This window comes from Microbispora sp. CA-135349 (assembly GCF_050947365.1).
Classification (GTDB): Bacteria; Actinomycetota; Actinomycetes; order Streptosporangiales; family Streptosporangiaceae; genus Microbispora.
On sequence record NZ_CP192001.1, the window covers coordinates 108,850 to 122,585 of the forward strand.

12 protein-coding genes are annotated in these 13,736 nt (G+C 72.1%); 5 read left to right on the plus strand and 7 right to left on the minus strand.

Annotation, left to right across the window (positions count from 1 at the left end; genetic code table 11):
- Window positions 1-5: 5 nt before the first annotated feature.
- The 6 genes from ACQPZZ_RS00495 to ACQPZZ_RS00520 form a co-directional block, all read right to left on the minus strand.
- On the minus strand, window positions 6-713 hold the full coding sequence (locus ACQPZZ_RS00495; protein WP_432927884.1) for a hypothetical protein: 708 nt from the start codon (window positions 711-713) through the stop codon (window positions 6-8).
- Window positions 714-728: 15 nt separating this feature from the next.
- Window positions 729-1,310: a GNAT family N-acetyltransferase gene (locus tag ACQPZZ_RS00500; RefSeq protein ID WP_432927886.1), complete on the minus strand. Its 582-nt coding sequence runs from the start codon at window positions 1,308-1,310 to the stop codon at window positions 729-731.
- The gene (locus ACQPZZ_RS00505) at window positions 1,300-3,618 is read right to left on the minus strand and encodes a penicillin acylase family protein (RefSeq protein WP_432927888.1); all 2,319 of its coding nucleotides are present in this window, start codon (window positions 3,616-3,618) and stop codon (window positions 1,300-1,302) included. Before ACQPZZ_RS00505 ends, ACQPZZ_RS00500 begins: the two co-directional genes overlap by 11 nt.
- Window positions 3,619-3,672: 54 nt before the next feature.
- Window positions 3,673-4,497 carry an ABC transporter ATP-binding protein gene (locus ACQPZZ_RS00510; RefSeq protein ID WP_432927890.1) on the minus strand — a complete coding sequence of 275 codons (825 nt, stop codon included), beginning with the start codon at window positions 4,495-4,497 and terminating at the stop codon, window positions 3,673-3,675.
- A 50-nt stretch (window positions 4,498-4,547) separates the two neighbouring features.
- A complete protein-coding gene (locus ACQPZZ_RS00515; RefSeq protein ID WP_432927892.1) occupies window positions 4,548-5,588 on the minus strand; it encodes a FecCD family ABC transporter permease in 1,041 nt (346 codons plus the stop codon).
- A gap of 94 nt (window positions 5,589-5,682) precedes the next feature.
- The gene (locus ACQPZZ_RS00520; RefSeq protein ID WP_432927894.1) at window positions 5,683-6,723 is read right to left on the minus strand and encodes a FecCD family ABC transporter permease; all 1,041 of its coding nucleotides are present in this window, start codon (window positions 6,721-6,723) and stop codon (window positions 5,683-5,685) included.
- A 151-nt stretch (window positions 6,724-6,874) separates the two neighbouring features.
- On the opposite strand from ACQPZZ_RS00520, the gene ACQPZZ_RS00525 reads away from it, so the two are divergent.
- The 5 genes from ACQPZZ_RS00525 (at window position 6,875) to ACQPZZ_RS00545 (ending at window position 13,437) form a co-directional block, all read left to right on the plus strand.
- Entirely contained in the window at window positions 6,875-7,900 is a 1,026-nt protein-coding gene (locus ACQPZZ_RS00525) for an ABC transporter substrate-binding protein (RefSeq protein ID WP_432927896.1), read from the plus strand.
- Between the two features lie 93 nt (window positions 7,901-7,993).
- Window positions 7,994-9,469 carry a pyridoxal phosphate-dependent decarboxylase family protein gene (locus ACQPZZ_RS00530; RefSeq protein ID WP_432927898.1) on the plus strand — a complete coding sequence of 492 codons (1,476 nt, stop codon included), beginning with the start codon at window positions 7,994-7,996 and terminating at the stop codon, window positions 9,467-9,469.
- Between the two features lie 51 nt (window positions 9,470-9,520).
- Complete coding sequence (locus tag ACQPZZ_RS00535) at window positions 9,521-10,831, plus strand: lysine N(6)-hydroxylase/L-ornithine N(5)-oxygenase family protein (protein WP_432927900.1); 1,311 nt, start codon at window positions 9,521-9,523, stop codon at window positions 10,829-10,831.
- A gap of 156 nt (window positions 10,832-10,987) precedes the next feature.
- Window positions 10,988-11,608: a GNAT family N-acetyltransferase gene (locus ACQPZZ_RS00540; protein ID WP_432927901.1), complete on the plus strand. Its 621-nt coding sequence runs from the start codon at window positions 10,988-10,990 to the stop codon at window positions 11,606-11,608.
- A complete protein-coding gene (locus ACQPZZ_RS00545; protein WP_432927903.1) occupies window positions 11,605-13,437 on the plus strand; it encodes an IucA/IucC family protein in 1,833 nt (610 codons plus the stop codon). The genes ACQPZZ_RS00540 and ACQPZZ_RS00545 overlap by 4 nt, the downstream gene beginning before the upstream one ends.
- On the opposite strand, the gene ACQPZZ_RS00550 is transcribed toward ACQPZZ_RS00545, so the two are convergent.
- Window positions 13,418-13,702, minus strand: coding sequence for a DUF1540 domain-containing protein (locus ACQPZZ_RS00550; protein WP_363635783.1), 285 nt, complete (start codon window positions 13,700-13,702; stop codon window positions 13,418-13,420). The two genes, ACQPZZ_RS00545 and ACQPZZ_RS00550, sit on opposite strands and share 20 nt — an antisense overlap.
- Window positions 13,703-13,736: the final 34 nt, after the last annotated feature.

Genomic DNA, 13,736 nt, shown 5'->3' on the forward strand with positions numbered 1-13,736 from the left:
GCCGGTCAGCACACGCAGCAGGTGGAGCAGGGGTCGGCGTCCGGCAGCGTGATCCACAGGCAGCACGTGCGGCGGCGATACCCGTCGCCGTCGGGAACGAGCAGCCCGGCCACCGGCGGCCCGATCTCGTCGAGCAGCCGCGCCGCCTCGGCGTACGACCCGAGCGTGAGCAGCGGGTGGGCGAACGCCTCGGCGGTGGAGCCCCACAGGGTGCGCTCGCCGACCTTGGTCACGGCGCTGAGCGCCCTGACGAACGGATACTGGCTCTCCAGGAGCGCCTCTTTGATGGCCGCCGCCAGGTCGGGGACGACGACGGTCCCCTCGGTCCCGGCCAGCGGGTCGCCGGGGAGCACGGCCACGGTCACCCGCGACGCCGCCACCGTCACCCCGGCCGCGGACGGTCTGACCAGCGTGTCCTCCAGACGCATCAGCGGCACCCGGCGGTCGAGACCCCAGCCCAGGGCCATCGGCATCGTGTGCCAGTAGCCGTACGTCTTCCACAGCAGCGCCGCCGCCACGTGACGCGGCGCGCTCCAGCGTCCGGCCGTCTCGTCCACCAGCGCGAGCAGACCTTCGTACGGCTCCCGCGCGAGATCGGCGGCGGGCATCCAGCCGGGGGAGTCGTCGGCGACCAGCCCGGGCAGGACCCCCAGCACGCCGCCCCGCTCCGCCGCGAGGCCTTCCAGGTGGTCGGTAAGGGCGTCGAGCAGCACGCGCACTCCTTGGTCTCAGCGGTCGTCTCTGGTCAGGAACAGCAACCGGGCCCGTTTCTCCGGCAGGTCGATCTCGGGCCCGAGGGTGAAACCGGTTCGCAGCAGGCGGTCGATCACCTTGTCGTTGTGGATGTCCGGCTCGGCCACGATCCGGGTGTGACGCGGGTCGGAGAAGGCGTACGCGAGGAGCGCGGACAGCAACGCGGCGGTGAAGCCGCGTTCGCCCGCGCCCGCGGTCGGCCCGATGAGCAGGTGGACGCCGAAATCGCCCGGCTGGACGTCGTAGCACTCCCCGACCGGGTCGGCCTCGGGCTCGTACGTCTGGAACAGCGCCACCGGCCGGTCGTCCCGGTGGACGAGGTAGGCGTGGTGGGTGTCGAGGCTGTCCACGTAGTCGTAGAGCTCGAGAACCCGCGGCACGCTCGCGTCGAGCATGCCCCAGAACCGGGCCCGTTCCTCGGTGACCCAGGAGTGGATCAGTTCGGCGTCGGCCGGCGGGTCCACCGGCACGACACGGACGGTGCCGAATCCCTCGACCACCTGCTCGTACACGGCGTCGCGCCGCGCGGGAGCCGTGGTGTGTGCGTCAGGGGGCATGTCGCTCCTCGATGAGTCGGTTCCAGTCCGTGATCACGGGCACGAGTTCACCGCGCAGCCACAGCGGGTGCTGATCACGCCGATGGGGGTCGCCCGGCACGCCGCTCGCGCCGAACGGGACGATCCACAGGCTCGCGTCGCGCCGGGCGAGGTCCCACACGTAGCGTGCCGCCGGGCCCCGGGCGCAGCGATGCGTGACGCCGGGCACGCTCGACGTGGACAGCACACAGTCGTGGTCGCCCGACAGGCCCGTCTCCGCCGACGCCGCGCCCGGAAAGAAACCATCCACAGGCTGTGGAGACGCGCCGGAGTCCGGGGCATCCACAGCGCGCGAATCGTCCACAACGCCCGCGTCGTCCACAGGGCGTGAATCGTCCACAGCGCCCGGGATGTCCACAGCGCCCGCGGCGAGTGGCAGCGCCCGCCAGGGGGTGAGCCGGTGCAGGTCACCCCATCGGACGCCGGTCGCCGTGCTCCCCGGCGGGCGCCGGTGACGGAGCCGTGCCGCCACGTCCTCCAGCGCCGCCCGGGCCAGGTCCGCGAGGGCTGCCCGGTCCAGTCCCGGCAGCCGGTCGGTCGTCAGCAGGCTCTCCAGGGCGTACGCGACACGCGGCGCCAGCGCGAGCCACGGCCGGAAGACCTCGGGCACCGTCATCTCCAGCCCGGCCAGGACGGCCAGGGCGGGATGCGCCGCCAGACGCCGCACCACCTCCGCCCGGACGGCCGCGTACGCCGCCGCGTCCGTGCTGTCCGCGTTCATGCGCCGGTCCCAGCTCAGCAGCCGGTCCCGCAGGCGTACGGACTCCGGGCCGAGTCCGTTCAGCCCCGCCAGCAGGTCCAGGACAGGGCCCGCGTTGGGCAGCAGGGTGTCGGTGTGGACGGCCGCCATGTCCCCGGCGGACCAGCGGGGCGAGCCGTCGAGCAGGCGCCTGATCCGGTCGGCGCGGTACGGCGGGGCGAACTCCACGCCGAGCGGCGCGGCGATCCCGGGCTCGTTCGCCATGACCGTGATGCCGGAGACTTCGCGGCACGGCATCGGCGCGTGCCGGCCGCGCCACTCGTGACCCGGCTCCCAGGCGGGCACGACCCGCAGCGCGTTGTCCGGGTGGCGGACGGGCACCACCCCGGCGACCCGGTGCAGCAGCCCGCCGCCGGTGTCGGCGGCGAGCACGACGTTGACGGGCTCGGCCCAGCGATCGAGCGCCCGGTCCACGTCGGCCACGGTCTTCGCCCGCAGCAGCGCCGGCAGCGCCGAGAACCCCAGATCACGGCACACCCGCGCCGGATATCGCAGGCTCACCGCTCGCCACTCGCGTACGGGACCGGACTCCCGCTCGCGGTGGTGACCGGCCGCCTGCTCGCGGTCCCGGCCTGTCTCCTCCGAAACGTGGGCATCCATCATGACGACCGGGCCGCGCTCGGTCTCGATCACCTCGACCTCGACCGGGGCCTCCCCCGCCACCTCCACGACCTCGAGGTGGGCGGCGGCCGCACGCCAGCCGTCCGGTCCCAGCGCCTCGACGCCGCCGTCCCGGCGCCGGAGCCGTTCACGGTAGATGTCCTGGTAGTCGGCCATCGCGTTGGTGATCGCCCAGGCGACCGAGCCGGTGTGCCCGAAATGGGCGATGCCCGGGACGCCCGGCACGGCCAGCCCCACGACGTCGAACTCCGGACAGGCCAGGCGGATCTGCTGGTAGAAGCCGGGGTCCTCGATGAACCGGTGGGGATCGCCCGCGATCAGGGCCGCGCCGGTGGCGGTGTGATCTCCGGGGACCAGCCAGCCGTTGCTTCCCGAGGTGCCCGGCCCGTCGGCCGCGAACATCGCGACCGCCTCGGGCCCCAGCCGGTCGGCCACCGCCTCGCGCCACAGCTTCGCCGGGAAGTGCGCGAAGAGTATGTGGTGGGACAGCCAGATCGCCAGCGGCGTCCACGGCTCCCAGCAACCCGGCGCGAGCCCCGCCGGTTCGGGCACTGCCGCGGCGAACTCCGGAGCCCGGCGCGCTCCTTCGGGCAGTCCGGCGTTCACGCCGTTCACGTAGGCGATCAGCCAGCGCGCCGTGTCCTCGTCCAAGGCGTGCAGGCAGCGCTCGGCGGTGTCCGCCAGCCGGGCCTGCCGGGCGAAGCGGTCCCACGGGACGGCGTCCGGTCCGAGGACCGCCGCCGACGTGCCGGTCGCCCGGCGCCGCTCCACCTCGATCTGCCAGGCCCGGTCCCACGCCGTGACACGGCCCTGCGCGAAGGCCAGTTCGTACGGATCGTCCGCACGCAGGTGAGGGATGCCCCAGGCGTCCCGGTACACCCTGCTCACGACGCCGTCCCCGACGCCCGGATGTTCACAACGCCGTCCCCGGCACCGGGATGTTCACGACGTGGTCCTCGCCGCCGATTCGGCACGACGGCGGGCGGCGGGCACGACCAGCGGAGTGCCCGTCTCCGGGTCGTCGATCACCCGGCAGGGCAGCCGGAAGACCTCCTCCACGAGACCGGCGGTCATGACCTCTCCGGGCGCCCCGGCCGCCACGACCCGGCCGTCGCGCATCGCGATCAGGTGGGTGGCGTAGCGGGCGGCGTGGTTGAGGTCGTGGAGCACCGCCACGAGCGTGCGGCCGCGCTCCTCGTGCAGCCGGGCGCACAGGTCGAGCACCTCGATCTGGTGGGCGATGTCCAGGTAGGTCGTCGGCTCGTCCAGGAGCAGCAGCGGCGTCTCCTGCGCCAGCGCCATCGCGATCCACACGCGCTGGCGCTGCCCCCCGGACAGTTCGTCGACCAGGCGCCCGGCCAGGTCGGCGACTCCGGTGGCCTCCATCGACTCGCGTACGACCCGCTCGTCGTCGGCCGACCACTGGCGCAGCAGCCGCTGGTGGGGGTAGCGGCCGCGGCCGACCAGTTCGGCGACCGTGATGCCGTCCGGCGCCACGGACGTCTGAGGCAGCAGGCCGAGGGTCCTGGCGACCGTTTTGGCGGGCAGCGAGGTGATGTCCCGCCCGTCGAGCAGCACGGTCCCGGCGGCCGGCCGGAGCGTGCGCGCCAGCGCCCGCAGCAGGGTGGACTTGCCGCAGGCGTTCGGCCCGATGATCACGGTGAAGGACCGGTCGGGGATGGCGACGTCGAGGCCCTCGGCGACGACCCTCTTGTCGTAGGAAAGGGTCAGCGCGTCGCCGCTCAGGCGCGGCCCGTCGTCGTGCATGCCCGTCACTCCATATCCCCGCCCGCTGGTTTCGGGTGCGATCGTCTCGGTCAAATCCGTCCCGCCTTCCGCTGGGCGGCCAGCAGCCAGACGAGGTAGCCGCCGCCGAGCACCCCCGTCACCACCCCGACGGGCAGTTGGTGGCCCGCGAACAGCCGCTGCGCGGCCAGGTCGGCGCCGGTCAGCAGCGCGGCGCCGGTGCACGCCGAGGCGAGCAGGTTCGGCCCGGGCGCCCGGGTCATCCTCCTGGCCAGGTGCGGAGCGGTGAGCGCGACGAACGACACGGGCCCGGCGGCCGCCGCCGCCAGCGAGGTGAGCAGCACGGCCGCCGCCAGCAGGACCAGCCGCACGCCCTGCACCCGTACGCCGAGGCCGCGCGCCAGGTCGTCGCCCATCTCCAGCAGCGAAAGCGGGCGCGCGCAGCCGAGCAGCACCACCGGCGCCAGCACCGCCATCGCGGCGAGCAGCGGAAGCACGTCACCCCAGCCGCGCCCGTCCAGGCTGCCGGTGAGCCACAACATGGCCCGCGCGGCCTCCATCAGCCGGCCCCGGGTCAGCAGGTAACCGTTCACGCCGGTGAGGATGGCGGTCGCGCCGATGCCCACCAGCACGAGGCGGTGCCCGTGGAGGCCGCCGCGCCAGGACAGCGCGTAGATGACCACTCCGGTGACGATTCCGCCGATCACCGCGCCGCCCGCGAGGGCCGCGCTGCCGCCCCCGGTGACGACCACGAGGAGCGCCCCTGCCGACGAGCCCTGGGTGAATCCGAGCAGGTCGGGGCTGCCCAGCGGGTTGCGCACCAGCGACTGGAAGACCGCGCCGGCCAGCGCGAGGGCGGCACCCACGAGCAGCGCGGTGACCACGCGAGGCAGCCGGAGCTCGTTCACGATGAAGTCCTCGGCCGGGCTGCCGCCGCCCAGCACGGTGCGTACGACGTCGGAGGGGCTCATCGGATAGTCGCCGCCGCCGACCGCGAGCACGCCGAAGACGAGCGCGAGCAGCAGGCAGCCGGCGCCCACGGCGATGGCCCTGAACCGCAGGGGCACGCCGCCGGCGATCCTTCGCACGGGCATGGGCCGAACCGCGCTCATGCCTGCTCCTCGCCTGACGGCTCGGAGTTCGGTCGTGCCGAAGGCGCGCTAGTGAGCACCTCGCGGATCGCGCTGTGCCTGTTGATTCGCTCGCTCATGCGCGGACCTTCCTTCGCACGAAGTACAGGAACAGCGGGCCGCCAAGCACGGCCGTGACGATGCCCGCCTGCAGCTCGCCCGGTCTGGCCACCAGCCGGCCGAGCACGTCGGCGCCGAGCAGCAGCACGGGCGCGAGCAGCGCGCAGCAGGGGAGCATCCAGCGCTGGTCCGGACCGGTCAGTGCCCGGACGAGGTGCGGCACCATGAGCCCGACGAAGACGATGGGCCCGCAGGCGGCCGTCGCCGCCCCGCACAGCAGTGTCACCGCGACGATGGCGCCCGCGCGGACGCGGGCGGGGTGCGCGCCGAGCGAGCGCGCCGACTCGTCGCCGAGCGCGAGCGCGTTGAGCGGCCTGGCCAGGGTCAGAGCCAGCAGCAGGCCCACGGCGACGAACGGCGCCGTCATGGCCGCGGTCGTGCCCTGCGCGCTCGCCAGCGAGCCCACCGTCCAGAAGCGCATGGTCTCCAGCGAGGCCGCGTCGAGCAGCATGGTCCCGTTCACGTACGAGTAGAGCGCGGCGTTGACGGCGGCTCCCGCCAGCGCCAGCCGTGCCGGGGTGGCCGCCCGCCCGCCGCCCACCGCGTACACCAGCACGGACACGGCCGCGGCGCCGGCCAGGGCGAACCAGACGTAGCCCTGGAACGTCGCCACGCCCAGCAGCCCGGCGGCCGTGGCCACCGCGGCCGAGGCGCCCGCGTTGATCCCCAGCAGACCGGGATCGGCCAGCGGGTTGCGGGTCAGCGCCTGCATGACGCCGCCCGCGACCCCCAGCGCGACTCCGGCGAGCAGCCCGAGGAGGGTGCGCGGCAGCCGCATCTGGTGGACGACCGTGTAGGCGGCCGAGTCGGCGTCGACGAGCCCGTGCCAGACCTCGGCCGGGGACAGCTGCCGGGCCCCGAACCCGAGACTGAGCACGAGGATGGCGGCCAGTGCGATCGCCGACCCCAGCAGCGCCGCGGCGCGCCGGCCGTTTTCCGCGCGTTTTCGCGGCACCCGCGCGGGTGCGTTGATCTGCGGGGACTCTGTGACGACCACGTCCGGCTCCGGTGGGGGCAGGGGACGAATTCCTTTCGCCCCTCTGGACAAGAACTTAGGTAAGGGTAACCTAACTAGCGATCAACCCCAAGGCCCAGTGTCGGCAGACAGTGTCGGCGGAACCCTGCGCCCCACGAGAGAAAGACGAACCGTGCGAAACCTGAACTCCCCCATGTCCCGTCGCGGCCTTCTCGCGGCGGGCGGAGCCGCCGTACTCACCCTGGCGCTGGCCGCCTGCGGGTCGAGTGATCCGGCGCCCGCCACCGCGGGTCAGGCCGCGAAGTCGTGGTCCTTCGCCGACGACAGGAAGGAGACGGTCGCCGCCGCGGCCGTTCCGTCGCGGATCGTGGCGTTCACCGGGACGGCGGCGGTGCTCGCCGACTACGGCCTGCAGGAGAAGATCGTCGGTGTCTTCGGCGAGACGAAGCGCGCCGACGGCTCGCCCGAGCCGCAGGCCGGCGACCTGGACGTGAACAAGGTGACGATCCTCGGCAACGTCTGGGGTGAGTTCAACATCGAGAAGTACGCGGCGCTGCGCCCCGAGCTTCTCGTCACGCACATGTACGACCCCGGGGCCCTCTGGTACGTCCCGGACGAGAGCAAGGACAAGATCGTCAAGCTCGCCCCGACCGTGGCCGTCAGCGCGGCCCGCGTCCCGATGACCCAGCCGATCGAGCGTTACGCCGCCCTCGCCGAGTCGCTCGGCGCGGACCTCGGGGCCCCGAAGATCACCGAGGCCAAGGCCAGGTTCGAGGCCGCCGCCGAGAGCGTGCGCAAGGCGGTCGCCGACAACCCCGGCATCAAGGTGCTGGCCGCTTCGGGCAGCCCCGACGTGCTGTACGTGTCCAACCCCGAGGTCAACACCGACCTCATGTACTTCACCCAGCTGGGAGTCGACGTCGTCAAGCCGGAAAAGCCCGGCGAGGGCGGCTACTACGAGAACCTGAGCTGGGAGAACGCCGACAAGTACGACGCCGACCTGATCCTGCTCGACAACCGCGGCACCGCGCTGCAGCCCAAGGACCTGACGTCCAAGCCGTCCTGGGCCAAGCTGCCCGCCGTCAAGGCCGATCAGGTCGTCGGCTGGGACCCCGTGCCGCGGTTCTCGTACGCCGGAGCCGCCCCGATCCTGGAAGACCTCGCGACGGCGATCCGGAACGCCAAGAAGCTCGGCTGATCGAACCACAGGACTGCGCAAATCACCCGGGGACACGTGCCGACGCCTCCTAGTTAGGCATGCCTACCCTAACTCTCGACGGTAAGGATGACCATGACCTATCCCCATGCCGAGGCCGCGCGGCCGTACCTGTTCAACGACCGCACGCTGGAGGACTACCGGGCCGCGATGGCCGCGGGGACCGGGCGGGTGGCGGACCGGATCCGGCGCGCCGACCGGCCGTTCAGCGGCGTGTCGCCGGAACGGCTCGCACCGGAGATCGCCGCGATCGACCTCGAACGGCCGTTGCACGACCACGCGGCCGCCCTCGACGAGCTCGAACGGGTCTACCTGCGTGACGCCGTCTACTTCCATCACCCCCGCTACCTGGCGCATCTCAACTGCCCGGTGGTGATCCCCGCGCTGCTGGGCGAGGCGGTCCTGTCGGCGGTGAACTCCTCGCTCGACACGTGGGACCAGAGCGCGGGCGGCACGCTCATCGAGCGCCGCCTGATCGAGTGGACGGCCGGCCGGATCGGCTTCGGCCCCGCCGCCGACGGCGTCTTCACCAGCGGTGGCAGCCAGTCGAACCTCCACGCCCTGCTGCTCGCCCGTGAGGAGGCCCGTGCGGGCGCCTCTTTGGCGCGGCTGCGGGTGATCACGTCCGAGGCCGGGCACTTCAGCGTGCGCAAGGCGGCGAACCTGCTCGGTCTCGGGCCGGACGCCGTCGTCACGGTCGAGACCGACGCCGATCGGCGGATGCGGCCGGCCGCGCTCGCCCGCGAACTCGACCGCTGCCGCCGCGCCGGACTGGTGGTCATGGCCGTGGTGGCCACCGCCGGCACCACCGACTTCGGCTCGATCGACCCCCTGCCCGAAATCGCCTCGCTGTGCGAGACCGCCGGGGTGTGGCTGCACGTGGACGCGGCGTACGGCTGCGGGCTGCTGGTCTCCCGCAGACGGCGGCACCTGCTCGACGGCGTGGAGCGGGCCGACTCGGTCACCGTCGACTTCCACAAGTCCTTCTTCCAGCCGGTCAGCTCCAGCGCCGTGCTGGTGCGCGACGGCGCGACGCTGCGGCACGCGGCCCACCACGCCGACTATCTGAACCCCCGGCGGATGGCCGAACGAGGCATCCCCAACCAGGTGGACAAGAGCCTGCAGACCACCCGCCGCTTCGACGCGCTCAAGCTCTGGCTCACCCTGCGGGTGATGGGGCCGGACGCGGTCGGCGAGCTGTTCGACGAGGTCGTGGACCGCGCGGCCGCCTCGTACGCCCTGGTCGCGGCCGACCCGCGGTTCGAGGTCGTCACGCGGTCGCCGCTGAGCACGCTCGTTTTCCGCTACGTCCCTCCCGAGGGCCCGGGCCGCAAGCTCGCCGACGACGCGAACCTGTACGCCCGCGAGGCGCTGGCCGCCTCCGGCGAGGCCGTCGTCGCGGGGACCACGGTCGACGGCCGCCACTACCTGAAGTTCACCCTGCTCAACCCGGAGACCACGCTGGACGACATCGCGCACGTCCTCGACCTGCTCGCCGGGCACGCCCAGCGCTACGTGGACGACCTTGTCCCGCTCGCCGACCCCCGCTGACCCGATTCGCCGATTCGATTCGCTGACCTGTTCGCCGACCAGGGGAGAGACATGTCCACCCATGACTTCGTCGCGATCGGGCTCGGGCCCTTCAACCTGGGCCTGGCCTGCCTGGCCGAGCCCATCGCCGAGCTCGACGGCCTGTTCCTGGAGGCCAGGCCGGGCTTCGCCTGGCATCCCGGGATGATGCTCGACTCCGTGACACTGCAGACGCCGTTCATCGCCGACCTCGTCACGCTGGCCGACCCGACCTCGCCGTACTCCTTCCTGAACTACCTCAAGGAGACGGGCAGGTTGTACCCCTTCTACATCCGCGAGAGCTTCTACCAGCTCCGCGCCGAATACGACGCGTACTGCCGGTGGGCCGCCGGGCGGCTGCGGAGCGTCCGCTTCGGTCACCGGGTGACCTCGGTGACGTACGACGAGGCCGACGGGCACTACGTCGTCCGCGCGGTCACCGACGGAGGGGAGGAGACCGAGCACCGTGAGACCGAGCACCGGGCCCCGCACCTCGTGCTCGGCACCGGCACCCCGCCGTACGTGCCGGAGGCCTGCCGGGGCCTCGGCGGCGACCTCGTCCACAACGCCGGCTACCTCGACGCCAAGGCCGCGCTGCAGGCCAAGGAGAGCATCACGGTCGTCGGCAGCGGGCAGAGCGCGGCGGAGATCTACCGCGACCTGCTGGCCGACATCGACACGCGCGGCTACCGGCTGAACTGGGTGACCAGGTCCCCGCGGTTCTTCCCGCTGGAATACACCAAGCTGACCCTGGAGATGACGTCCCCGGAGTACGTCGACTACTTCCACGCGCTGCCCGAGGACACCCGCTACCGCCTGGAAGCCGAGCAGAAAAGCCTCTACAAGGGCATCGACGCGGCCCTGATCAACGAGATCTTCGACCTGCTGTACGCCAAGACCGTCGGCGGCCCGGTTCCCACCCGGCTGCTGACCTGCACCGAGCTGCGCGAGGCCGCCTACGACGCCGGGCGTGGCGAATACACGCTCGGGCTGCGCCACCTGGAGCAGGAACGCGACTTCACACTCGTCACGCAGGGCCTCGTCCTGGCCACCGGCTATCGCTACACACCCCCCGATTTCCTCGAGCCCGTACGCGACCGGATCAGGTGGGACCGGCACGGCCGGTTCGACGTGGCCAGGAACTACAGCGTCGACGTCACCGGCCGGGGGATCTTCCTGCAGAACGGCGCCGCCCACGCCCACAGCGTCACCTCTCCCGACCTCGGCATGGGCCCGTACCGCAACTCGTGGATCATCAGCCAGATCCTGGGCCGCGAGCACTACCCCATCGAGAAGACCATCGCGTTCCAGGAGTTCGGCGCGCCCGAGGGAGTGGTGGCATGAGCGAGCGAAGCGAGCGAATCGATGGGCACAGTGCGTTCCGCTCATGCGGCTCCGAGCCGCTAGGCGAGGAGGTGGCATGAGCGAGCGAAGCGAGCGAATCGATGGGCACAGTGCGTTCCGCTCATGCGGCTCCGAGCCGCTAGGCGAGGAGGTGGCATGAGCGACATCGTGTTCCGCCGCACCGACGACCGGGTCGGCGAGCTCGCCGTACGCCGTCTCGACCCGGAGGCCGACGCTGAGACGGTGCACGCCTGGGTCACCCACCCCAAGGCGGTGTTCTGGTTGATGCAGGACGCCGGCGTGGCCGACGTGGAGAAGGAGTACCGCGAGATCGTCGACCACCCGCATCGCGACGCGTTCCTCGGGCTGGTGAACGGGCGTCCGTCCTTCCTGGCCGAGCGCTACGACCCCGCCGAAGTCGAGCTGGCGGGGCTCTACGACGCCGAGGAGGGCGACGTGGGCATGCACTTCCTGTGCGCGCCCGCCGACACCCCCGTGCACGGCTTCTCCCTGGCCGTGATCACGACCGTCATGGAGCTGCTGTTCGCCGATCCCGCGACGCGGCGAGTGGTGGTCGAGCCCGACGTGCGCAACACGGCGGTGCACGCGCTCAACGCCGCCGTCGGCTTCGAGGTCGTCGGCACGGTCGCCAAGCCGGAGAAGGACGCCCTGCTGAGCGTCTGCACCCGGGAGCGGTTCCTCGCGGCGACCGGCGCCGCCGGTAGCGCCGTCTTCAGTGCGGCCGGAGGCGCGGCCGGGAAGGGAGCGCGGGAATGAGCCGCCACCGAAACGCTCCGGGCGATGTCGCGGAGGCGGTCTCCCATCTCACCCCCGGGACCTGGGAGAAGGCCAACCGGCGGCTGGTGCGCAAGGCGCTCGCCGAGTTCGCCCACGAGCGGCTGCTCACCCCGCGCCCGCTCGGCGACGGCCGTTTCGCCGTGCGCGGCGATCACGTGGAGTATCGCTTCACCGCGACCGTGATGTCCCTCGATCACTGGCACATCGGCGAGGTCACCCGCCACGGGCCCTCCGGCGAGCCGCTGCCACTCGACGCGCTGGAGTTCGTCACCGAGATGCGCGGCCCGCTCGGGCTGCGCGACGAGATCCTCCCGGTCTATCTGGAGGAGATCACCTCCACGCTGGCGAGCCTCGCGTACAAGCTGAGCCGGCCGCCGGTCGGCGTGGCCGAGCTGGCGAAGGCCGGCTTCCAGGAGATCGAGGCCGCCATGACCGAGGGCCACCCGTGCTTCGTGGCCAACAGCGGCCGCATCGGCTACGGGATCGACGACCACCACAACTACGCTCCCGAGGCCGCCGCGCCCGTACGGCTGATCTGGCTGGCCGCTCATCGCGACCACACGACGTTCACCTGCTCACGCGACATCGACTACGAACGGCTGATGCGCGGCGAGCTCGGCGAGGAGGTGCTGGCCCGCTTCGCGGGCACGCTGGCCGGCCTGGGGCTCGACATGGCCGACTACCTGCTCGTGCCGGTGCACCCCTGGCAGTGGTGGAACAGGATCTCGGTGACGTTCGCGGCGGAGGTCGCCGAGCGGCGGCTGGTCTGCCTGGGCCCCGGCGACGACGAGCACCTCGCCCAGCAGTCGGTGCGCACGTTCTTCAACGCGAGCGCGCCGTCGAAGCACTACGTCAAGACGGCCCTGTCGGTGCTGAACATGGGCTTCATGCGGGGCCTGTCCGCGGCATACATGGAGGGCACTCCGGCGATCAACGACTGGCTCGCCGACCTGATCGGGAACGACGAGGTCCTCCGCGCGGCCCGCCTGACGATCATCCGTGAGCGGGCGGCCGTCGGCTACCGCAACCGCCGGTACGAGGCGGCCACCGACCGCCACTCGCCGTACCGCAAGATGCTCGCGGCCCTGTGGCGGGAGAGCCCGGTCGCGGGGCTGGAGCCGGGCCGGCGACTGGCCACGATGGCCTCCCTGCTGCATACCGATCAAGAGGGCCGGTCGTTCGCGGCGGCGCTGATCGAGCAGTCGGGCCTCGCCCCCGAGGTGTGGCTGCGGCGCTACCTCGACGCCTACCTCGTCCCGCTGCTGCACGCCTTCTACGCGTACGACCTGGCGTTCATGCCACACGGTGAGAACGTCATCCTGGTCCTGAACGGCGGCGCGGTGGAACGGGTGATCTTCAAGGACATCGCCGAGGAGATCGTCGTGATGGATCCGGACGCGGACCTGCCGCCCGAGGTCCGGCGGATCCGCGCCGAGGTGCCCGAGGAGCACCGGCTGCTGTCGATCTTCACCGACGTCTTCGACTGCTTCCTGCGCTTCCTCAACGCCGTGCTGGCCACGGAGGGCGTGCTGGACGAGGACGCCTTCTGGCGGACCGTCGCCGAGTGCGCGGCGGCCTACCAGAGGTCGGTCCCGCACCTGGCGGACCGGTTCCGGCGCTACGACCTGTTCGCCGGCGCGTTCGCCCTGTCGTGCCTCAACCGCCTGCAACTGCGGAACAACCGGCAGATGGTGGACCTGACCGACCCCTCGGCCGCGCTGCAGATGGCCGGTGACCTGGTCAACCCCATCGCCCGCTTCGCCCCGGTTCGTCTTGAGGGCGGAGGCGCTAGGCGGGCGCGTACGTGAGGCAGTCGGCCTCGTCCAGGGAGTAGCCGATGTCGATGCCGGGCGCCTGACATTCCAGCTGCACGTTGTGCCGGCAGTCGGACATCTTGCAGGCGCCCACCCGGCCCACCGTCTCCTGGTCGCCGCCGCGGGTGGGCGCGGTGAAGAACGTGTCGCAGTGCGCGTGCGACGCGTCCCCGACCGTGATCGCGGTGGCGTGGCACATGCCCTCGCGGTTGTACGCACACGAGGTGGCCTCGCACCGGTTGACTACGGGCATCTCCATGAGCGGTCGTCCCCCCTGACGATCGTGGCTTTCG

Bases quoted from the DNA above. Each gene is read 5' to 3' on its own strand.
- ACQPZZ_RS00500 (WP_432927886.1), bottom strand. From the start codon at position 1,310: ATGCCCCCTGACGCACACACCACGGCTCCCGCGCGGCGCGACGCCGTG.
- ACQPZZ_RS00530 (WP_432927898.1), top strand. From the start codon at position 7,994: ATGACCTATCCCCATGCCGAGGCCGCGCGGCCGTACCTGTTCAACGAC.
- ACQPZZ_RS00515 (WP_432927892.1), bottom strand. From the start codon at position 5,588: ATGAGCGCGGTTCGGCCCATGCCCGTGCGAAGGATCGCCGGCGGCGTG.
- ACQPZZ_RS00545 (WP_432927903.1), top strand. From the start codon at position 11,605: ATGAGCCGCCACCGAAACGCTCCGGGCGATGTCGCGGAGGCGGTCTCC.
- ACQPZZ_RS00540 (WP_432927901.1), top strand. From the start codon at position 10,988: ATGAGCGACATCGTGTTCCGCCGCACCGACGACCGGGTCGGCGAGCTC.
- ACQPZZ_RS00535 (WP_432927900.1), top strand. From the start codon at position 9,521: ATGTCCACCCATGACTTCGTCGCGATCGGGCTCGGGCCCTTCAACCTG.
- ACQPZZ_RS00550 (WP_363635783.1), bottom strand. From the start codon at position 13,702: ATGGAGATGCCCGTAGTCAACCGGTGCGAGGCCACCTCGTGTGCGTAC.
- ACQPZZ_RS00510 (WP_432927890.1), bottom strand. From the start codon at position 4,497: ATGCACGACGACGGGCCGCGCCTGAGCGGCGACGCGCTGACCCTTTCC.